The following is a 20,295-nucleotide window of genomic DNA, read 5'->3' as shown; positions in this document are numbered from 1 at the left end:
GTTGGGTATGAGGGTTCTCGCTTCGGCACCTGCTAAAATTATCCTCTTTGGGGAGCACAGTGTTGTCTACGGAAAACCCGCCATAGCGGCAGCGATAGACCTCAGGACGTATGTCTGGGCCGAGTTCAACGACACTGGGGCGATTAAGATAGAGGCCAAGGACATACGCGTCCCCGGTTTAACCGTCTCATTCTCCGAGGATGAGATATACTTTGAGAGCGACTACGGAAAGGCCGCCGAGGTTCTGAGCTACGTCAGGCAGGCCATTGAGCTTGTGCGGGAGGAGGCCGACTCAACAGGGAAGGGAGTAACAGTCTCGATAACCTCGCAGATACCAGTCGGGGCCGGCCTTGGAAGCTCTGCAGCGGTAGCCGTCGCGACCATAGGGGCGGTCTCAAGGCTCCTCGGCCTGGAACTGACCAATAAGGAAATCGGAAAGCTCGGCCACAGGGTTGAGCTCCTCGTCCAGGGCGCCTCAAGCGGTATAGACCCCACCGTCTCGGCAATAGGGGGCTTCATCCACTATGAGAAGGGTAACTTCGAGCACCTGCCCTTCATGGAGCTGCCGATAGTCGTCGGCTACACGGGCTCAAGTGGCTCAACGAAGGAGCTCGTCGCAATGGTTAGGAGGAACTATGAGGAGATGCCTGACGTCGTCGAGCCGATACTCGCTTCGATGGGCAAGATAGTCGAGAGGGCCAGGGAGGTCATTCTCTCCGATCTTGACGAAGAGATACGCTTCGCCAGGCTCGGCGGGCTCATGAACATCAACCACGGACTTTTAGATGCCCTCGGCGTCTCAACAAAGAAGCTCAGCGAGCTGGTTTACGCTGCCAGAACTGCCGGCGCGCTCGGAGCAAAGATAACCGGCGCCGGCGGTGGCGGCTGCATGTACGCCCTAGCTCCGGAGAAGCAGAGTGAGGTGGCGACGGCAATAACCATAGCCGGCGGAACGCCGATGATAACGAGGATAAGCAGGGAAGGGCTCAGAATAGAGGAGGTTCTGCCATGATAATCGTCAAGGTCGGCGGAAGCGTCTTCAGCGATAAGAAGGGAAAAGCAGAGAACTTCGACGGGGAGACCGTGAGGAGGATAGCGAAGGAGATAGTGAACTTTTATCCGAGGGAGGGCTTCATAATAGTCCACGGTGGGGGCAGCTTCGGGCACCCCTACGCCAAGGAGTACCGGATAAGGGACGGCCTCCCCGGGGACTGGGAGACCGCTCACCTCAAGAGGATAGGGTTCACCCTCACCCACCAGGCCATGCTGAGGGCCAACGCTCGTTTTATAGAGGCCTTCGTCCGAGAGGGCCTGCCGGCGTTCTCGGTCTCGACCTCCTCCGTTTTCATAACCGAGAACGGTGAAGTCGCCTACGGCGACCTTGAGGTGGTGGAGAGGCTCCTTGAGCTGAAGTTCATACCAGTGCTCTTCGGGGATGTCTCCATTGACCTGGCTAAGGGCGTCGAGATCCTCTCCGGCGACCAGATAATAACCTACCTCGCCAAGATGCTTGAGCCGAACAAGGTGATATTCCTCATGGACGTTGACGGGATCTATGACGGAAAGCCGGGGGAGGGACGCCTTATTCAGAACCTTCCAAAGGAGGAGATACTTGCCCTCCTTGAGAGGCTCCACTGCACCTCAGCTGGAACCGACGTCACCGGTGGTATCTGCAACAAGCTGAGGGAGGCGAAGAAGATAGCGGAGCACTCCGAGGTCTGGTTCGTGAACGGCAAAGTCCCGGGGAGGCTGAGCGGAGCCATTAGGGGGGATGGCTTCGGGACGAGGATTGCCCGGGAATAGGACGTCACGGACCCAAAACCTCTTAACTTTTCCTACCATTCTTCCATCGGTGGTGTGAATGCAGGCGTTCGATAAGGAGGAACTCACTGTCATCAGGAAATTCGAGCACATCGAGCACTGCTTGAAAAGAAACGTTCAGGCTCACGTTTCCAACGGTTTTGAGGACATTCACTTCGTCCACATGAGCCTTCCCGAGATAGACAAGGAGGAAATAGACCTCAGCGTCGAGTTCCTTGGGAGGAAGTTCGATTACCCAATTTTCATAGCCGGCATGACCGGCGGAACGAAAGGCTCTCAGCTCGCCGGAAAGATAAACAAGACCCTGGCAAAGGCAGCTCAGGAGCTGAACATCCCCATGGGCGTCGGCAGCCAGAGGGCCATGATAAGGAAGCCCGAGACATGGGAAAGCTACTACGTCCGCGACGTCGCGCCTGATGTCTTCCTCGTCGGCAACCTTGGGGCGCCGCAGTTCGCCGAGACAATGCCTGACAGGTACGGCATTGATGAGGCTTTAAAGGCCGTCGAGACGATTCAGGCGGACGCTTTGGCAATCCACATGAACCCCCTCCAGGAGAGCGTCCAGCCCGAAGGGGATACACAGTACAGGGGTGTCCTGAAGGCCCTCGCCGAGCTTAAGGCCGAGTTCCCCTACCCGATAATCGCCAAGGAAACTGGCGCCGGCGTCTCGATGGAGGTCGCGATAAGGCTCGAGAGCATCGGTATAGACGCCATCGACGTCGGCGGCCTCGGCGGGACGAGCTGGAGCGCGGTCGAGTACTACAGGGCGAAGGACGAGCTGGGGCGGAACCTGGCTCTCAGGTTCTGGGACTGGGGTATAAAGACCTCGATAAGCGTCGCTGAGGTCAGGTATTCGACCGAGCTGCCGATAATAGCCACCGGCGGGATGCGGGACGGAATAACGATGGCTAAGGCATTGGCGATGGGTGCGACCTTCGCCGGCATTGCCCTGCCGCTGCTCAGGCCTGCCGTCAAGGGCGACGTTGAGGGCGTCATCAAGGTTCTCAGGCGCTATATCGAGGAAATCAGGAACACCATGTTCCTCGTTGGTGCCAGGAACGTCGAGGAGCTCAGAAGGGTCCCGCTCGTGGTCACAGGATTCACGAGGGAGTGGCTGGAGCAGAGGATTGATTTGCTGGTCTACCTCCGGGACAGGAGGTTCTGACCCCCGTCTCTTTTCCCCCGGAAATGCACACCTTTTTAAACCCCTGCCCACAACTAAGACCAACGCAGCCCCATGCCTCAGGAGAGGCTTGGGGGCGTTAGGAGGAATAGCCATGATAAAAATCCACACAGTTAGCGGTTATGAGGAAGTCGGCAAAAACATGACCGCCGTCGAGTACAACGGGGAGGTTGTTATAATAGACATGGGGATCCGCCTAGACCGTGTTTTAATACATGAGGATGTGAACATTCAGGAGTTCCCCACCAAGGAGCTCCAGAAGCTGGGCGCCATCCCCGATGACTCGGGAATAAAGCACAAAAAAGTCGTTGCCATCGCGTTCACCCACGGCCATCTGGATCACATAGGGGCCGTTGGCAAGCTCGCTCCTCACTACCCGGACGTCCCGATTTACGGCACCCCATACACTATAAAGCTCGCCAAGGGCGAGGTCAAGAGCGAGAAGTACTTTGAGGTCAAGAACCCAATGTACGAGACTGAATACGGCGAGATAGTCCAGGTGAGCGAGAACCTGGCCATAGAGTTCGTCCAGATAACGCACTCAATACCGCAGTCCGCGATGGTGGTTGTCCACACGCCTGAGGGCGCGGTCGTCCACACGGGTGACTTCAAGTTCGATAACAACAACCCGCTCGGTGAGAGGCCCGACTACAAACGCCTGAAGGAGCTCGGGAAGGAGGGTGTCAAGGTTCTTATAGCCGAGTCAACCCGTGTCGCTGAACCAACCAAGACGCCGAGCGAAGCAGTGGCGCAGATGCTCCTCGAAGACTTCTTCCTCTACGAGGGCATGGAGGCCGACGGACTGATAGCGACCACCTTCGCCAGCCACATTGCTCGCCTTCAGGAGCTCATCTGGATAGCCAACAAGATGGGCAGGCAGGCCGTTCTGGTCGGCCGCTCTCTGGCCAAGTATACCGGCATAGCCAAACAGCTGGGGCTCATAAAGATGAAGGGTGCCAGGGCAATCAGAAGCCCCAACGCGGTGAGGAAGGTTCTGAGGGAGGTCAGTCAGGCCAGGGAGAACTACCTGCTGATAGTCACCGGCCACCAGGGCGAGCCGGGTGCAGTTTTAACGAGGATGGCCAACGGCGAGCTCTACGACATAGGCAAGCGCGATACGGTTGTCTTCTCCGCCGGGACGATACCCAACCCGCTCAACAGGGCCCAGCGCTACGTCCTTGAGACAAAGCTCAGGATGAGGGGTGTCAGGATGATAAAAGACCTCCATGTCAGCGGCCACGCGAGCAGGGAGGATCACCGCTATCTCCTCAGGTTGCTCAACCCCGAAAACATCGTCCCGGCCCACGGCGAGTTCAGGATGCTCACCCACTACGCGGAGCTGGCAGAGGAAGAGGGATACCTCATCGGAAGGGACGTCTTCGTTTCAAGGAACGGCTACACTGTTGAAGTGCCCTGAGGGCAAAACTGATAAACCGTTCCTCCCTTTTTCCTTTTGACATTGCTTTCATTGCTCACGGGGTGGTAGAATGAGAAAGTATGATGATCTGTTCGCAAGGGTTAAGGAGATGGCAAAGGACGTTGATGATGTGCTCTTCAAGCTCATTCCGGAGAGAGAACCGAAAAAGCTCTACGACGCTGCCAGGCATTATCCGCTCGCCGGCGGCAAGAGGGTTCGCCCGTTCGTCGTCCTGAGGGCGGCTGAAGCCGTTGGCGGTGATCCAAGCAAGGCACTCTATCCAGCGGCCGCGGTCGAGCTTATACACAACTACTCCCTCGTCCACGACGACATAATGGACATGGACGAGCTCAGGCGCGGAAGGCCGACCGTCCATAAGGTCTGGGGTATCAACATGGCAATCCTCGCCGGCGACCTGCTCTTCAGCAAGGCCTTCGAGGCTGTTGCCAAGGCCGAGGTCAGTCCCGAGAAGAAAGCGAGGATTCTAGAAGTCCTCGTCCAGACCTCCAACGAGCTGTGCGAGGGACAGGCTCTCGACATCGAGTTCGAGACGAGGGAAGAGGTCACCGTTGATGAATATCTCCAGATGATAAGCGGCAAGACCGGAGCACTCTTCGACGGCTCCGCAACGATCGGCGCTATCGTTGGAACTGACAAAGAGGAGTACATTCAGGCGCTCTCGAAGTGGGGCAGGAACGTTGGAATAGCCTTCCAGATATGGGACGACGTTCTCGACCTCATCGCCGACGAGGAAAAGCTCGGCAAGCCCGTCGGCAGCGACATAAGGAAGGGCAAGAAGACCCTCATAGTCAGCCACTTCTTCCAGAACGCCAGCGAAGAGGACAAGGCTGAGTTTATGAGAGTCTTTGGAAAGTACGCAGGCGACGCCAAAGACGATGCTCTGATTCATGAGGACGTTAAGGAGGAAGTGGCTAAGGCCATCGAGCTCCTCAGGAAGTATGGCAGCATAGACTACGCCGCAGAATACGCTAAGAACCTCGTCAGGGAGGCCAACGATGCTCTGAAGATCCTTCCCGAGAGCGAAGCACGCAGGGATCTGGAGCTCCTCGCCGAGTTCCTCGTTGAGAGGGAGTTCTGAGCTTTACTCATCTTTTTCCGCCAGAACCCATCCCACTGGCGGATGCTCCGCACCAGCTTTCCATTTTTCATACGCCATATCCCACCGCTCCAGAAGTTCGGCGCGCTTTTTCCCGTCTTTTATCTGCTCCACATATTCCCGCGGGATGTAAGCTAAGTAGTGCGGCAGGCCCGGCTCAAAGGTTCCGCTTTCAATTATCTCTCCACCTGCCGTTTTCACCAGCTCCCTCAGCCTCTTCAGCGGGAGATAGTGCAGGTCGTCCTTCTCGCCGAAGAGCGCTTCAAAGATATCCTCGCGCAGGTTGTAGAGCTCAAGATGTGCCCTTTGCCTCTCGTTGTTCGCTATGGGAAGGCTCTCCGCTATGAAAACCATGTTTGCCACGCGGAGCATCTCGGAGAAGACCCTAACCATCGTTTCCTCATTTTTCAGGCTTCTAACTCCATGAACGAGAACGGCTAAATCGAAGGCCCTAAACGGAAAAGGCAGTTCCTTCGCGTCCACCTTGAAGGGGATTATCCTATGCTTTAGGCCAGCTACGGAGGATATCTCCTCAAAGAAGCGCCACCTGCTCAGATCAACGGCAACGACCCTGCCGGTCTCGCCGACGAAGTAAGCCAGGGGGACTGTTGTTAATGCGTGCGCACCACACCCGATTTCAAGGACGTTCATTCCCCTCCTCAGCGGTGCGTGCTGGAGGACGCGGAAGCGTTCGAGTATCTCGATATGGAGCCGGTCTGGAGGGAGTGGGTACTCGTCCCGGGGCGGAATTTTTGAGAGGACGTTTTCTTTAAATGCTTCCTCAGTAAGAGCCATGGAAAACACCGAAAATGGTTAAAGCTCTTTTCTTTAAGGCGTTTTCGGAGAAAAAGTTTTATAAGTTAGGGTCGAGTTTATAATAGGTCGAAATCCGCTAGGTGTCTTTTTGCTTTTCCAGTAAAGCTCTATGAGGATGCATTTTTGTTTGTGTGTATAATCATGCAACTCCTTTACTCCGACTCTATTTCTCTTAGAAAGTCCAAATTTAAGTGGTATTAATTAAATTACTTTGCTAATTTTTCTATTTACTTTTACTAATAATAAAACTTATAAAGGAGTTCGCTCTAAAAATGAGTGCAAAACTACAGAGGAAGTGAACCATATGAAGTGGAAGCTGTTGTTTGCAGTCCTACTGGGACTGCTGATGGTTGGGGTGATGGCTGAGAGTGCAACAGCTCTGGAGGTGCCTTCAAAAAGCCAGGGTATAACTATTACTGCTAAAGGACTGTACGATCCGACTCCTAGCATAAACACAAAATCATACTCTTCTAAAAATATCGAGATAAAGAAAAATGTCACGGGGCTAATTCGATTAGGCACAGATACAATTAGTGTTATAATCTTTAATGGAAGGTCTAGACTTTTTGTTAAAAAGAGATTTTCAGTGTTTAGATCTAAGTATTTTAAAGGTTACGTGCTCTTAGTTAATAACTCGAAAAAAGACGAAGCCACTATCCTACAGGGCAATGTTTATGATGACGGTAAGGTAGAGATATTCATTAAAGATATCAAAGGTGGATTATATGCTTTAAGCACAACCAACGAATATGCACCTAGACTTTTTAAGTCTATGAATCCACCTGTTATAGACATCGACAAGAACTACTGGTTGCCATTGGTTGTACCTCCCGAAGTCAAAATCTTGAAGCCAAGAGACTCTGAAGTTATTGCTTTAGGTGGTACTGAGAGTGTGATCCGTAGTGATGATGAATTCATTATAGTTACGTATCAGTGGGTGGAACCATATGAGGAGCAGTGGTATATCTGGGTAAGGTGCATATTCGAAGGACCTACCAATATAAACGATTATGGTGACTACAAGGTGGCAATCAAAATCGTGGATGAGGGGAAGTACATTGACAGAGGAACTTCTTTTTCATTAGTTAGCATGGGAACTCCGCTCACACTTGGGAACTACAATGACCCGATAGAAATCGGTATTACTGCACCATGGACTTCTACAGTGCATGACAGGGTGTATCGGATCGCTGGACCTATAGATATACCTCCCCAGCCAAGTTCCCCTAATTTGCTAAAGTGGGGATTTGACTTATTGACTTGGTACATAGGGGTTCCTAATCCCTTGTCACTAATTATCCCGGATTCTGAGGCACCCCTTCCTTTGCAGTTTCATATATTCCCCGGAGAGGAGTCTAATTCATTTAGATTTATATTTGACAATGTTGAATTATCGGATACGGGCAATAGAATAAACGTTGAGGGTGTCATAATAGAATACCAAGAAGGGGACGGCGGCATGGCGCCAGTTTATGCATTTTACAAGGTTCCAGTTTACTGGGAATACATTTATGCCACAAAGGTGAGGACTATAAACACTAATATACCAATATACGTAACACATGGGTGATACTATGAAGCTTGGGGTAAGGGATGCATTGTACCTTTTCATTATTTTTCTTTTGATTGCACAGCTTTGGTCAGTCTCGCACGAAAACGGGCGTTTGAGAGAAGAACAGAAGAGTATAAAGGAAACTCTTGTGACTTCTCAGCTTATACATGAAATTTTCGAGTTAAGGCGTCATGCAAAACTAACGAATGCCCTTATGGACACTCCCCTCGATACTGAATCCAAACTTGCCTTGCTCATTGAATTGAACAATACAAAATATTCGCTTTCGAGGCTGGAAAGGGATGTCGATCACTTGGGTGCCTGGTTGGGGTATGAAAATGACAGCCTTTTTCCTTCCGGTGGGGACTGTGTGGAGCTTCTCGAAGTGGTGTACTACACAGTCCAAAGCGAGAACATGACTCACGAGGACGTTCTTCTTGCCTCTAACGGCCTCGATACAATAATAAACTTCACCCGTGTGTACCCTCCGACCTATGGGAACATCATCCAAGGATTGAGTGATATGAATAAAGAATGCCGGAGGTTACTTCAGGAGGCAAACAGAACGCAGAAAAAATAGAGGAGGAAATAATCTCGAACTCACTCCCCAAACACCGCCGGCTTCAGCGGTATTTACTCCTGTTTACGTGCTTTATAAGGCTCTGAATTGTTATCTCGGTTTTCTCTGGTTATCATGTCCGTGTCAATAGTAATTCTTTACAATTGTTTCAAATTTACTTTAAAAAAAGAAAAGTTTATAAACATACAAATTCGTAATCATTTTGCAAAACATTATCGGAGGTGAGCTCAATGAAGTGGAGGTCCCTGCTGGCAGTCCTTCTCGGACTGCTGATGGTGGGGACGCTTGGAGATATTCCAAACATTGCCGTAACTGGAAGTCCTATGAACCTATCAACGGATAAAAACATTCAAGTTCCAATTTTACCTCCCAACACAGGAAATATCATAGTGAAAACCTTTACGGGTAAGTCTAGCCTTCGTTCAGCAGAGCTGTTCATTCAACGATACCAGGACAAGCTTACCCTCCGCATAGACTTCGACGAGTTCAATAACGCGACTTTTGTTGGAATTGCGCTCAGACGTCTTCCAACGGGTGCCTATGTGCCTCTGTACTACTTTGGGCAGGAGGATAGGAATCTTGATGTTGAGACCCTCACGAGGAGCTTTTACTCTGAGGCCAGTAAATTTGGAGACGTGCCCCTTGAAGTAACGGGCGCCCTTGCGGATGAACCATCAAGGAACTGGAAGTATATTGGGGGAATACGGTCTATACGGACATCATTGGAAATCAAAACATTGAAAAAAGATACCGTTATGGTGTACAATGAGATTGGCGGGGACTTTTGGGTGACTTCGAGTACCAGCGGACAATACGTTTATTACGTCTACTTAACTCATGAAGCCAAAGTCCCGAAGGAAAAGGATTTTCCGGGAAACTTTAAAGTGGCAGTTAAGGAAGTCAAGGAGAGAGTAACTGTGTTGAACACCCAGCATGCGTTTATAGGTCTCGGAAATTTCAGGCCTGAGGGAAGCGGGTCATCATCTAACCCCGTTATAACGTGGGGTCTTAATGTGGGTATTGATGTCAATGGAAGACCCCTGCCCAATGCACAGGCAGGTTTCAGCGAAAGTTACACCAAAGGATTGACTTTTAAGTGGTACACAGATGACATTGATCCAAATTCAGAGATCCAATTCGAGTTCTACGACCTCAAAAAGAGGGAATGGTTCGGCGATTCCCCAGCTTGGGGGCAGATTTTCATATCTCACCCGGTTGTTTTAGTTCACGTTGAGTCAGGAACTCCATTCCATGAGGGTGATATCCGAATACAGGCAAAATCTACCTTCTTCTATGAAGATTCAGCTCGTGTCTGCGGATTGCGTTATGGGGGCTGTGTTATCTTACACGAAGAAAAGAGTGTGGATGCCCCACCAATTGAGTTCACCGTCGAGATGTACCCGTGGTTTATAAACCGAAAGTGATGTGGCTTTGATAACAACACTGTGTTTCCCTTTTCTTTTTGCTTTTTGTCTTGGGAACTTGTGTAATGCTTGAGGTCGACATACAGCGTTCTCTGGATTTGAGAGTGTGAAAACAGAGAAAAGAGAAAACTTATTCAACAAACACCGCCGGCTTCATCGGCATCGCGGCCTTCTTCTTTCCGCCCTTGTCCTCCTCTGGGTTGATGATTATTTCGATGCCAAGCTCCTTCTCGATGAAATCCTTGGCTTCTCTGAGAGCCTTCTCCTCGTCGATGCGCTTCACGTCGAAGGCACGCTCCTTGATGAGGCGCTGTATCATCTTGCTTATCTCCTTGCCGTGCTTCCTCATCTCCGGGTCCTTCATGAGCTCGGACATGGCTGCCTTGAAGTCCCTCTTTTCAGCGACGACCTCAGCAACGCGCCACTTCCACTCTGGAGCCGTGTAGATGTATGCCCTCTTTGCGTCCTCTATCTTTGCCACGCGGATTATCTCCTTGATGTCCTCGATGAGGTTCTTGACGTACTCTTCCTCCAGTTCGATGGTCTCGTTCCACCAGGCCGGGTTCGGCTCGGGCCACTTCGCCAAGCTCACGAAGCCCTCTCCGCCGAGCTTCTCCCAGAGCTCCTCGCTGATGTGCGGTGTGAACGGAGCCATGAGCCTGACCCATACGTCGGAGAGGGTTCTCAGCACGTAGCGCTTTGCCTCGTCGTCCCTGCCCTCGGTTCTCCTTAGATACCAGCGCAGGTCGTTGAGGACTGAATAAAACGCCCACTGCACGGCCGTTCTCGTCCTGAACTCCTCCAGGGCCTTGGTGGATCCTTCAATGGCCTTGTTCAGGCGGTGGAGCATCCATTTATCGATGTCCTTGAGCTCGACGTCATCTTTGGCCTCGTAGGTGGCGAACTCGCTTATCAGTTCATAGAACCTCTCGACCTGCCTGCGGAGCTTTCCGACCTCCTTCCTGCGCCAGTCGAAGTCGCTGTCGTGCTCGGCCAGTCCCATGATGTAGAGCCTGACGACGTCCGCACCGTTCTCCTCTATCGCGTCGATGAAGTTCAGCACGTTGCCCTTGCTCTTGCTCATCTTGGTGCCTTCCAGCGTTCCGAAGCCGTTGACGGCGATGCCCCTTGGCCAGTGCCCCTTTCTGAATATGGCCGTGTGGTTGAAGATGAAGAACGTCAGGTGGTTCGGGATGAGGTCTTTGGCAGAGCAGCGCCAGTCGAGCGGGTACCAGTACTCGAACTCCTCCTTCATCTCGTGGATAACCTCGGCCGGGATTCCGGTTTTCTCCTCAAGTTCCTTCTCGCGCTCCTCGCTGAACTCCTCCAGGAACAGGTAGTCGAAGAACTCCCTGTCGAGCTTCTCCGGGTCGAGCTTGCCCTCTTCCCTCAGCTTGTTCATGTGCCTGCTTATCGTATAGTATGCCATGTAAATAGTCGAGTCGCTCAGGCTCTCGATGACCCAGTCGGGATCCCACGGGAGCGGGGTTCCCAATCCAACTTTCCTCGCGCAGGCCTTCTTGTCGAGCCAGTCTATTACCGCCTCGAACTGTGTGCGCCTGCTCTCTGGATAGATAGTCATGTTCGCGAGCGCTTCCCTCGCCTTCTCCTTCCACTCGGGGTTTCCGTAGTCTATGAACCACTGGTCGTGGATTATCTTGATGACCGCCTGGTTTCCAAAGCGCGAGATGACCGGCTTCTCGGCGAACTCGTACATTATCTCGGCGATGCCCTTCTCCTGGAGCTCCTTCGCTATCAGGTCCTTCGCCTCCTGGACGGGCTTGCCAGCGTAGGGCTCTATCTTGAAGACTCCCTTGTGGTACTCGGCCTTGTAGATGTTCTTGGTGGCCTCTTCGAGCTTCTCAACGTCCTTCTGGCTCTTCACGCCGAGTCTCTCCGCCTCCTCAACCGCCGGAAAGTCTCCGTAGCCTTCAAGCTTTATCAGAGAGATGTAGCTTATTTCCTCGACCACGCGCGGGTCGATGTCGTACTTCAGCAGAATCTCGGTCTCCTTCTTCAAATCCTCTAACGCCACGTGGTCGAAGGGGGCATGGGCCGGAACGCTCATGACAACTCCGGTCGCGTTGTCAGGGTCTACAAACTCAGCCGGCAGGATTATGACCTCGTCGCCGGTGACGGGGTTCTTCACGTATTTTCCGATCAGCCTCTCACCCTTGAACTCCTCGATGACCTCTATCTCCCTGTCCTGGAAGGAGAGCTTGTACGCTGCCTCTTTGCTGATTATCCACGTCTCGACCTTCTCGCCGCGCTTGACTTTGGCCTTCACGTAGGTTGCCTCGGGGTTCAGCCACATGTTGGTGACGCCGTAGACCGTTTCCGGCCTCAGCGTCGCGGCGGGCATGTAGATTTCCTCACCGTTCTCCTCCAGGATGAACTTGATGATGACGTAGTCCAGGATTTGAACGTCTTCACCCTCCATTATGTCATGGTCTCCCAGGGGAGTTCCGACGATGGGGTCCCATCTGACCCTGTGGGCGCCCTTGACGACCAGTCCCTTGTCCTTGAGCGTCCAGAACTGCCACTCTATGAACTTGCTGAAGGGCGGGAACAGACTCGTCGTGTGGAACTCGCGCGTCCAGTCAACGGAGAAGCCTGCCCTGATGAAGGTCTCCTTCGCGGCCTTCATGAAGTACCTAACGATTTCCTTTGGGTCTTCAAACTTCCAGAGTACCTCCTCCGGCACCTTGTAGACGTCGCGGTAGATGTGTATCGTCTTGGGGTCGCGCTGCTTTATCCTCTCGGCGATTCCGACTATCGGCGCTCCGGTGATGTGCCATGCCATGGGAAACAGCACGTTGTAGCCCTGCATGCGCTTGAAGCGCGCTATGACGTCTGGGATCGTGTAGGTTCTCGCGTGGCCGACGTGAAGGTGGCCCGAGAGGTACGGGAAGGCGACCGTGATATAGAACTTCTTCTCCTTGGGCTTCTCATTCGCCTTCGGCTCGAAGGCCTTCTCTTCCAGCCAGCGCTTTTGCCACTTCTCCTCAATGGCCTTAAAGTTAAGCTCAGCCATGGCTATACCTCCTCAAAATTTTTTCAAAAGAGCGTGAGCGATACTCCAGAATAGGGGGATTATCTGGGAAATCAGGGCGCCTCGGCGCCATCAGCGATGCGATTCCAGCGATGGAGAAGACACTCCCCCCTCATCGGCATCGCTTTTGGTAAAGGAGTTGGGTATTTAAGGTTTTTGGCGTCCCGCGGGCTTTTTATACCCTTTCGATGCAGGTTTTAATGGTGGTTGATTTGAAGGCGTTCGTCAATGGAAGGATCTACGTCTCTTTTAAACCGCTGAAAGTCGCTGACGCTATTCTGGTCGACTCGGGCAGGGTCATCTACGCGGGTTCGAGCGAGAAAGCCAGGAAACTCGCAGAGGAGCTCAACGGAGAGGTTATTGACCTTCGGGGCAAAGTCATTCTCCCGGGATTCATCGACTCCCACCTCCACCTTGAGGAGCTTGGAATGTACCTCGAAACCCTTGACCTGAGGGCCGTAAGGAGCATAGCCAAGCTGAAGAAGAAACTTGGGAGCTACGCAAAAAAAGCCAAGACCACGTGGATACTCGGCCACGGCTGGGATCAGGAACTCTTTGAGGAAAAAAGGTGGCCGACGCGCTGGGATCTGGACGAAGTCGTCGAAGACAGACCGGTCATGTTATCGCGTGTTTGTCTACACGCGGCGGTGCTGAACACTAAGGCCATGGAGATGGCGGGCCTCCTTGATGCGGAGCTTCCGGGCGTTGTTAGGGACGGGGACGGCGAAGTTACAGGCGTCGTCAAGGAGGAGGCCTTTGAGCTCGCCCGCGAGAAGTTCAAGGAGACATTGACGCTCCAGGATTACGAGCACTTCGTGAAGGTGGCGGCAGATTATATTGCCTCCCTCGGAATAACAGCCGTTGGAACAGTCAGCGTGGAAGAAAAAACCCTCAAAGCTCTCTCCAACCTTGAGGAGCGCGGGGAGCTTAAGATAAGGGTTTTCGCTTACCTCGACCCTGGGAAGAGGGAGGTAAAAGAAGGTTCCATGTTCGGGAACCTTGACGTCCTTGAGGCCCTCAGGAAGCTCGGAATCAGGAGGGGCTTCGGAAGAGGGAAGCTCAGGATAAACGGGGTAAAGGTTCTCGCCGACGGTTCTCTCGGAGCGAGGACCGCATGGCTGAGCGAACCTTACAGCGACGCCGAGACGGAAGGCTACCCCAACATCTCGAAGGGACTTCTCGAAAAAATCGTGAGGGAAGCTCACGAAGCTGGGCTTCAGATGGCCGTCCATGGTATAGGCGATGCCACCATAGACATGATACTGGACGTCTACTCTTCGCTCAACGGTTCCGAAAGGATGAGGCACAGGATAGAGCACGCCTCGATTCTAAGGCCGGACCAAATTGAGAGAATGGCCGAGCTGGGGATTGTCGCTGCTGTCCAGCCCCACTTCGTGATAACCGATTGGTGGGTGATGAAAAGGGTTGGGGAGAAGAGGGCGCACTGGATATACCCGTTTAGGAGCATTCTTAAAGCCGGGGTTGTCCTTGGGTTTGGCACTGATTCGCCGATAGAACCGGCAAATCCCTGGGAGACTGTGTATGCGGCCGTAACCCGCGGAAAGTATGAGGGCGTGGATGCCTATGAGTACACGAAGGACGAGTGTCTAACCATTGAGGAGGCGCTCCACGCCTACACATACGGCTCGGCCTACACACTTCACGCTGAGAATGAACTCGGAACTCTTGAGGAAGGAAAGCTCGCGGACTTCATAATCGTGAGTGACGATCCGTTTGAGGTCAATGAAAAGAGGCTGGGGGAAATAAGGGTGCTCGAAACCTACGTCTCTGGCGAGAGGGTCTTCAAAGCTGGATGAGCTCCCTCTCCGCTCTTGTCAGCCTTTTTCCTCTCCCATCGTGAACGACGACGTCGTCCTCTATGCGAACCCCTCCGAGGCCGGGAAGGTACACTCCGGGCTCCACAGTGAAGGTCATGCCATTTTTGAGGGCTACATTTCCGTCCGGGCCGATGTACGGCTCCTCGTGAACGTCCAGGCCAAGGCCGTGTCCCGTCCGGTGGGTGAAGTACTCGCCGTAGCCGGCCTTCTCTATGACCTCTCTTGCCGCTCTGTCCACCTCTTTAGCCTCAACTCCCTCACGGACAGCCCTGTAAGCTCTCTCCTGCGCCTCCTTGACGACCTCGTAAATCTCCACGAGCTTCTCGTTCGGCCTGCCGAGGGCTATTGTCCTTGTGATGTCCGAGCAGTAGCCTTTCCACCTCGCTCCGTAGTCGAGTATTACCATGTCCCCCTTTCTGAGCCTTCTCTCACCGGGCTCGTGGTGGGGATTGGCCGCGTTCTCTCCACTCGCTACTATCGGCGGGAAGGAGATCCCGTCGCTGAGCTCCCTGATGGCGAGCTCTATCTTCAGGGCAAGCTCCCGCTCGCGCATTCCCACCAAATCCCAGCTCAGAATCTCCTCGAAAACCCTGTCGGCGGCCTTGGCGGCATGTCCCATCATCTCTATCTCGTGCTTATCCTTCCTCATGCGGAGCTCCCTCACGAGCGAGCTCAGGGGATAGAACTCGAAGGGGCCGAGCCTTATGACGTTTATCAGCCAGTCAGCGCGCATCGTGTCCTCTATCAGAAGTCTGCCGTTGGAAAGGTGGAGCTCCGCCAGGATCCAGGCGAGCTTGTCGTAGGGGTTCTCTCCGTCGCGCCAGAAGGCAACCGGGAAGTTTCTGACCACGTTCTCGTAGAGGCTTGGAGCTAGGAGCCTGTAATCGCCGTCGGCACTTACAACCAAAATCGTGAGTCTCTCACCTGCCTCGTGTATCCTCAGCCCCGTGAGGTAGTAGAGGTTCGTTCCGGGGCTTATTAGAGCACCGTCGAAGTTCCTTTCCTTCATGAGGGATACGAGTTTTTGAAGGCGCATCGGTTTCACCATGTTAACTACTCCGCAAGGCTTAAAAACTCAACCTCGAACCTCGACCGACTGGGCGGGCTGGGCCCGCGGGATGTTCCCGTAAGGGAGAACCACAAACACGGAAGGAGGGAGCAAGATGGGAATGTACAAGTACATTAGGGAAGCCTGGAAGAGCCCCAAGAAGAGCTACGTCGGGGAGCTTCTCAAGGTTAGGATGATAAAGTGGAGGAGAGAGCCGGTCGTCGTGAGGATCGAGAGGCCGACCAGGCTGGACAGGGCTAGGAACCTCGGCTACCAGGCCAAGCAGGGCTACGTCATGGTTCGCGTTCGCGTGAGGAAAGGCGGAAGGAAGAGGCCCAGGTGGAAGGGCGGAAGGAAGCCGAGCAAGATGGGTCAGGTCAAGTACAGCCCGAAGAAGAGCCTCCAGTGGATAGCCGAGGAGAAGGCCGCTCGCAAGTTCCCCAACCTTGAGGTCCTCAACAGCTACTGGGTCGGCGAGGACGGAATGTACAGGTGGTTTGAGGTCATAATGGTCGACCCACACCACCCGGTCATCAAGGCTGACCCCAAGATCAACTGGATAGCCGGAAAGGCCCACAAGGGCAGGGTCTTCCGTGGACTCACCAGCGCCGGCAGGAAGAGCAGGGGACTTGGGAACAAGGGTAAGGGCGCCGAGAAGGTCAGGCCCAGCATAAGGGCCAACAAGGGCAGGGGCAAGTGATGCCCTCTATTCTTTTAATTGCCTCCCTGTTAACAGCTTAAAGTCCGATTGAACCTTCCTCAGGTTTTGATTCCAATCCGTTGCATCGTTATGCAACTCTTTTACTTGGGCCTCTTTTGGTTCATTCTAACAGGAAAACTCAACTCGGAACGAATTTATACTCGAAAAAAAGAAAGAATTTTTACGTTAAGTAAAAGGAAAGATTTATAAGAATAAGCTGATTAGAACATAATGCAAAACCCTGGTGAGGTGAACCCCGTGAAGTGGAAGCCGTTGATGGCAGTCCTGCTTGGACTGCTGATGGTTGGGGTGACGGCGGCTGGAACAAATATATCAACGGAGGGGGCAAAGGAATCTGACAACGATACGCTGGACATTGAACTCCTGCCAACTCCAATGGGCAAAATGATGTACTTTTATGGAGATGATGCGGTGAAGGCTCTAACAGAGATGGATCACAAAAACCTGACGCTGAGAATAGTCCCCAGCCATGGGTTATCTCAAGTAACGTTCGTGGGAGTATATAGGGATACCAACGGTAGAGTATATTACTACATCGTAGAAGGGCCCGTAAAAAAGGAGACCGTCCTGAGGGACTTCATTAAAAACGCAAAGCACTTCTCGCAGAGACCAACATGCAGGAAGATATCGGTAATGGGGCGAACCAGGGATTGGACTGACATTGGGGCAGTCACATGGAAAAAGGCTTCCATTGGGAGCACAATGGAGATGGGAGTAACGGCAGAATTTAGCTACGTCTCTACGACATCGGGGATGACATACTACCTTGTGGAAATCCATCAGTCTGGCAATCCCAAGAGGAGCGACATAGCCGTTGATGAAATGACCGTCGATGTAAGTGTCCCAACCAGAATACCCCTTTCGGAGATATGGATAAGCAAGTGGCTACCCAAAATGGATGGGGGACCCAAAAAATACTACTCATACACTTCAACAATAAACGTGGAGGGGAACTTGCTCAGTTATTCAGCCTCAGCATCAACGAGTGAAGAAACCAACGATGGTGTCACGTTCAGATGGAAGGTTAAGAGTCGTGAGATTGGAAGGAATGTTGAGTTCGTCCACTACGACTTTGTAAAGAGGATTGGAAGTGGACGCCTATCAAGACCTGCTTATGGAATAATCCTCGATGCAAACCCCAGTGTTATCGTTGTCTCCAAGCGGAACACTGCCAGGCTATCCTTTGAGGCCCAAGCGAAGTTCAACGTTGCCAACTGGATGATTATCCCAACGGATACGCTGAAATTCGGAGTTGAGGTCAACCCTAAGGGCGTGAGAGAGTATAAGTCCTGAGGGGGAAATGAGGTGAACCGACGAGTTTCTATCTTTGTTCTTTTTGTTGTTATGATTTTAACCACCACATATCCGGACAATGCGCTCGCTCAAAACTGGACGCTCGGAGATGCCGTGATTTCAGAGGGGGGAATGTACGCTCTAACAGAGAACGGCACCATAGTAAAGATGACCCTTACCGGGATTCCTGAATGGACCATCAAAATTCCAGACGAAATTCATGTTCTTAACATTGTCTCGGCCAGTGATGGCGTTCTTCTTGTAGGCGATGAAGTTCTAGCCAAGTTCAGTACAGATGGGGACCTCATCTGGGCAAAAAACATGAGCGTGGATGATGCAACGGCTCTGCCAAATGGAAACGTTGCGTTTACCCGTGGAAACATTGTTGGGGTTCTGGACTCAAACGGGAACGTTCTATGGACCGGCCGGCTTACACTGGGGCGAATCAACGAATCATTGTCCAGTGGAAGTGTACAACTAACCACCATAACATACATTGAAAAGATAATCATCGTAGCGGGAACCGCCAGTTTTTCCGAAGACCCCAAGTCTCACATTTTCCTCGCGGTGATTTCGTTAAACGGGACTCTCAACTGGGCCGAAGTCCTCAACACGGGTTATTATGATAGGCCTGAGGAATCATCACCATTGGGGGGTTATGCCGTCTTTGCAGGTGTCTACGGCGGTGGAAGCGATGCGCCGTGGATAGCCGATTACTTTGTCCTGCAGGTTTCTTCGGACGGTGAAATTAAGTGGTTTAATTCCTATCAATGTCCCCGCGAGGAAGATTGGGACGACTTCTGGAGTATAAAAGTACGGGGTGTATCCTGTAACGAAAAGATGTGCGCTCTTGGAACCACGACGGGGACTTTTGTCATTGATGAAAATGGAACCCCCTTAGCGTATCTCAATACTACCGGGAAGGTCGCAGAAATCGTTGATGGCTCCTTACGTGTTCTCTCAAACGGGGCTCTGCTTAAGATTAATCCTGAAAAAAATGCCGAAGCAGGAAAGTGTTACATGGGGTTGGTACCTTTCAGTGAGATGCCGGTTCAAGTGGAAATTCGCCCTGCGGAGTTCAGTGCACCAGACGTCCCTTTGAATGTGCTGGTAGTGCAGAGAACGGAACGTTCTGGTGAAGAACATTCCGGATTTAAACCCCGATCCGAGAAACGGTGGAACAATGGAGAATACGTGGGTATTGCGCCCTTAATCGCGGTAATACTCGTGGTCACTCTAATGTTGGCCAAACGTGAGTCGTAGAGGTGATTGTATGAGAGGCCAAAGGGTGTTGCTTATCCTGACACTCTCTTTGATTATTTCCTCCTCTGTGATTGGCTGGGCAGTGGTCTCGATATCCATGAACGAGATGAGAAAAGCAGGAACATCAGATTTTGCCTCCACCTATCGAAGCCTGCACCTGGGCCTTCTGATTCCCTCGGCAATCTTCTTCTGCCTCGGATACCTCCTCGGAAGGCTCCTTGGCAAAGATAGCTTTGTGGGCATTGGACTTCCAGTATGGGTACTCTCGTTTTTCCTCACACTCCCCCTCTCCACGCCCTTAGATGCGATTCTAACTCCCTGGGAAGTCTCTCCTGAAGGAGTATGCCAAAGGGCTCCATACCTTCCCGAGGAATACCTGTTGCCTATAGCGCTTACGGCTGGTGCTTCAATGATGCTCATAATCGGCTGGGCAATGGCAGTGACCGGGGGCAATACCGGCGGGGGCTCGGAGTGACTCTAACACCCTCCTGGCCTTTTTAGCTGAATCTCATGCTGGGTGTTGAGAATATCCCTATGAGACTGAACTGCATTCACTATTCTTCCGAACTTTCGAGCTTTATCCTTTTGATCCCCACCCTGTCGAAGGCCTTGTCCGGGCTGATTATCGTTCCCTCGCAGTGAGTGGCCTAAAAGGCATTGAGGGGGTTGAGGTTGTGCTCCTTCATGTAGTCGGCGGTGATCCTTACCGGATCGAGATTGAACCTTTTGGCGAGGAGAAGGAGCTCTATAAAGGTTGTTTCTGAGGTAGTTATATCTCCTTTATACCTCTCGTAGATTCTCTTGGCGTTGTCCTTAAGCCAGTCGTTGGGCTTCAGCAGGGCGAGGAAGAAATCGGTATTGGTGTTAGACCATCTCACTTACCTGCGAGCTTTTCGACTTCCCTTATTATCTCCCTCTTTAGCTCTTCAAGTGTCAAGTTGGGGAGCCTCTTACCCAGTTCTTCGAGCTCCTTTAGGGAATCGTCCGGTTTGGGGATTATGAGAATACCGTCCTCGACCCTGATGAGATAGACTTCTTGAGGAAGGCTCTTCCTCAGTTCTTTCGAGATGTATAACCTCCTCTTCGAATCCACTTTCGCCAGCGTTTTCCCACCAATATCATTTTAGTGGGACAAGTTTATAATTGTTGCCTAACAGTTTCGTGAGTTAC

The 20,295-nt window shown here is 52.3% G+C and carries 18 protein-coding genes; 13 read left to right on the top strand and 5 right to left on the bottom strand.

Annotation, left to right across the window (positions count from 1 at the left end; translation table 11 throughout):
• Positions 1-7 precede the first annotated feature (7 nt).
• The 5 genes from E3E36_RS10390 (at position 8) to E3E36_RS10370 (ending at position 5,520) form a co-directional block, all read left to right on the top strand.
• Positions 8-1,012: a mevalonate kinase gene (locus tag E3E36_RS10390; RefSeq protein WP_167895298.1), complete on the top strand. Its 1,005-nt coding sequence runs from the start codon at positions 8-10 to the stop codon at positions 1,010-1,012.
• Entirely contained in the window at positions 1,009-1,803 is a 795-nt protein-coding gene (locus E3E36_RS10385) for an isopentenyl phosphate kinase (protein ID WP_167895297.1), read from the top strand. Before E3E36_RS10390 ends, E3E36_RS10385 begins: the two co-directional genes overlap by 4 nt.
• 58 nt (positions 1,804-1,861) lie before the next feature.
• A complete protein-coding gene (gene fni / locus E3E36_RS10380; protein ID WP_167895296.1) occupies positions 1,862-2,986 on the top strand; it encodes a type 2 isopentenyl-diphosphate Delta-isomerase in 1,125 nt (374 codons plus the stop codon).
• 112 nt (positions 2,987-3,098) lie between these two features.
• A complete protein-coding gene (locus E3E36_RS10375) occupies positions 3,099-4,421 on the top strand; it encodes an RNase J family beta-CASP ribonuclease (protein WP_167895295.1) in 1,323 nt (440 codons plus the stop codon).
• A 70-nt stretch (positions 4,422-4,491) separates the two neighbouring features.
• Entirely contained in the window at positions 4,492-5,520 is a 1,029-nt protein-coding gene (locus tag E3E36_RS10370) for a polyprenyl synthetase family protein (RefSeq protein WP_167895294.1), read from the top strand.
• Between the two features lie 3 nt (positions 5,521-5,523).
• On the opposite strand, the gene E3E36_RS10365 is transcribed toward E3E36_RS10370, so the two are convergent.
• On the bottom strand, positions 5,524-6,333 hold the full coding sequence (locus E3E36_RS10365; protein ID WP_167895293.1) for a class I SAM-dependent methyltransferase: 810 nt from the start codon (positions 6,331-6,333) through the stop codon (positions 5,524-5,526).
• A 325-nt stretch (positions 6,334-6,658) separates the two neighbouring features.
• Here E3E36_RS10365 and E3E36_RS10360 point away from each other — a divergent pair, with 325 nt between their 5' ends.
• The 3 genes from E3E36_RS10360 to E3E36_RS10350 all read left to right on the top strand — a co-directional run bounded on the left by E3E36_RS10360 (position 6,659) and on the right by E3E36_RS10350 (position 9,910).
• Complete coding sequence (locus E3E36_RS10360; protein ID WP_167895292.1) at positions 6,659-7,924, top strand: hypothetical protein; 1,266 nt, start codon at positions 6,659-6,661, stop codon at positions 7,922-7,924.
• A gap of 4 nt (positions 7,925-7,928) precedes the next feature.
• The gene (locus tag E3E36_RS10355) at positions 7,929-8,486 is read left to right on the top strand and encodes a hypothetical protein (protein ID WP_167895291.1); all 558 of its coding nucleotides are present in this window, start codon (positions 7,929-7,931) and stop codon (positions 8,484-8,486) included.
• 230 nt (positions 8,487-8,716) lie between these two features.
• Positions 8,717-9,910, top strand: coding sequence for a hypothetical protein (locus tag E3E36_RS10350; protein WP_167895290.1), 1,194 nt, complete (start codon positions 8,717-8,719; stop codon positions 9,908-9,910).
• Positions 9,911-10,040: 130 nt separating this feature from the next.
• Here the strand turns inward: E3E36_RS10350 and leuS are convergent, their stop codons facing one another.
• Positions 10,041-12,944 (bottom strand): leucine--tRNA ligase, encoded by a 2,904-nt coding sequence (gene leuS / locus E3E36_RS10345; RefSeq protein ID WP_167895289.1) that lies wholly within the window; start codon positions 12,942-12,944, stop codon positions 10,041-10,043.
• Positions 12,945-13,162: 218 nt separating this feature from the next.
• Between leuS and E3E36_RS10340 the strand changes: the two genes are divergently transcribed.
• Positions 13,163-14,779 carry an amidohydrolase gene (locus E3E36_RS10340; RefSeq protein ID WP_240911843.1) on the top strand — a complete coding sequence of 539 codons (1,617 nt, stop codon included), beginning with the start codon at positions 13,163-13,165 and terminating at the stop codon, positions 14,777-14,779.
• Here E3E36_RS10340 and E3E36_RS10335 read toward each other — a convergent pair.
• Positions 14,766-15,836, bottom strand: coding sequence for a Xaa-Pro peptidase family protein (locus E3E36_RS10335; protein ID WP_167895414.1), 1,071 nt, complete (start codon positions 15,834-15,836; stop codon positions 14,766-14,768). The genes E3E36_RS10340 and E3E36_RS10335 overlap by 14 nt on opposite strands.
• A 127-nt stretch (positions 15,837-15,963) precedes the next feature.
• On the opposite strand from E3E36_RS10335, the gene E3E36_RS10330 reads away from it, so the two are divergent.
• The 4 genes from E3E36_RS10330 to E3E36_RS10315 all read left to right on the top strand — a co-directional run bounded on the left by E3E36_RS10330 (position 15,964) and on the right by E3E36_RS10315 (position 19,600).
• Positions 15,964-16,548: a 50S ribosomal protein L15e gene (locus tag E3E36_RS10330; RefSeq protein WP_167895287.1), complete on the top strand. Its 585-nt coding sequence runs from the start codon at positions 15,964-15,966 to the stop codon at positions 16,546-16,548.
• Between the two features lie 258 nt (positions 16,549-16,806).
• Positions 16,807-17,862, top strand: a complete 1,056-nt coding sequence (locus E3E36_RS10325) for a hypothetical protein (RefSeq protein WP_167895286.1) — start codon at positions 16,807-16,809, stop codon at positions 17,860-17,862.
• 12 nt (positions 17,863-17,874) lie between these two features.
• The gene (locus E3E36_RS10320) at positions 17,875-19,125 is read left to right on the top strand and encodes a PQQ-like beta-propeller repeat protein (RefSeq protein WP_167895285.1); all 1,251 of its coding nucleotides are present in this window, start codon (positions 17,875-17,877) and stop codon (positions 19,123-19,125) included.
• A 10-nt stretch (positions 19,126-19,135) separates the two neighbouring features.
• Complete coding sequence (locus tag E3E36_RS10315) at positions 19,136-19,600, top strand: hypothetical protein (RefSeq protein WP_167895284.1); 465 nt, start codon at positions 19,136-19,138, stop codon at positions 19,598-19,600.
• 172 nt (positions 19,601-19,772) lie between these two features.
• Here E3E36_RS10315 and E3E36_RS10310 read toward each other — a convergent pair whose 3' ends face one another.
• Together E3E36_RS10310 and E3E36_RS10305 are read right to left on the bottom strand one after the other, a co-directional pair.
• On the bottom strand, positions 19,773-20,003 hold the full coding sequence (locus E3E36_RS10310) for a hypothetical protein (protein WP_240911842.1): 231 nt from the start codon (positions 20,001-20,003) through the stop codon (positions 19,773-19,775).
• Complete coding sequence (locus E3E36_RS10305) at positions 20,000-20,218, bottom strand: AbrB family transcriptional regulator (protein ID WP_342764406.1); 219 nt, start codon at positions 20,216-20,218, stop codon at positions 20,000-20,002. Before E3E36_RS10305 ends, E3E36_RS10310 begins: the two co-directional genes overlap by 4 nt.
• Positions 20,219-20,295 lie beyond the last annotated feature (77 nt).

Origin of the sequence: Thermococcus sp. M36 (assembly GCF_012027355.1) — an archaeon.
Lineage (GTDB): Archaea > Methanobacteriota_B > Thermococci > Thermococcales > Thermococcaceae > Thermococcus.
The sequence above is the reverse complement of the archived record's forward strand: the minus strand, read 5'-3'. Positions and strand labels throughout refer to the sequence as shown.

Excerpts from the sequence above, each read along its gene's own strand:
- E3E36_RS10390 (WP_167895298.1), top strand. The coding sequence starts at position 8 with ATGAGGGTTCTCGCTTCGGCACCTGCTAAAATTATCCTCTTTGGGGAG.
- E3E36_RS10355 (WP_167895291.1), top strand. The coding sequence starts at position 7,929 with ATGAAGCTTGGGGTAAGGGATGCATTGTACCTTTTCATTATTTTTCTT.
- E3E36_RS10330 (WP_167895287.1), top strand. The coding sequence starts at position 15,964 with ATGGGAATGTACAAGTACATTAGGGAAGCCTGGAAGAGCCCCAAGAAG.
- leuS (WP_167895289.1), bottom strand. The coding sequence starts at position 12,944 with ATGGCTGAGCTTAACTTTAAGGCCATTGAGGAGAAGTGGCAAAAGCGC.
- E3E36_RS10375 (WP_167895295.1), top strand. The coding sequence starts at position 3,099 with ATGATAAAAATCCACACAGTTAGCGGTTATGAGGAAGTCGGCAAAAAC.
- E3E36_RS10350 (WP_167895290.1), top strand. The coding sequence starts at position 8,717 with ATGAAGTGGAGGTCCCTGCTGGCAGTCCTTCTCGGACTGCTGATGGTG.
- E3E36_RS10340 (WP_240911843.1), top strand. The coding sequence starts at position 13,163 with ATGGTGGTTGATTTGAAGGCGTTCGTCAATGGAAGGATCTACGTCTCT.
- E3E36_RS10365 (WP_167895293.1), bottom strand. The coding sequence starts at position 6,333 with ATGGCTCTTACTGAGGAAGCATTTAAAGAAAACGTCCTCTCAAAAATT.
- E3E36_RS10315 (WP_167895284.1), top strand. The coding sequence starts at position 19,136 with ATGAGAGGCCAAAGGGTGTTGCTTATCCTGACACTCTCTTTGATTATT.
- E3E36_RS10360 (WP_167895292.1), top strand. The coding sequence starts at position 6,659 with ATGAAGTGGAAGCTGTTGTTTGCAGTCCTACTGGGACTGCTGATGGTT.
- E3E36_RS10385 (WP_167895297.1), top strand. The coding sequence starts at position 1,009 with ATGATAATCGTCAAGGTCGGCGGAAGCGTCTTCAGCGATAAGAAGGGA.
- E3E36_RS10335 (WP_167895414.1), bottom strand. The coding sequence starts at position 15,836 with ATGCGCCTTCAAAAACTCGTATCCCTCATGAAGGAAAGGAACTTCGAC.
- E3E36_RS10370 (WP_167895294.1), top strand. The coding sequence starts at position 4,492 with ATGAGAAAGTATGATGATCTGTTCGCAAGGGTTAAGGAGATGGCAAAG.
- fni (WP_167895296.1), top strand. The coding sequence starts at position 1,862 with ATGCAGGCGTTCGATAAGGAGGAACTCACTGTCATCAGGAAATTCGAG.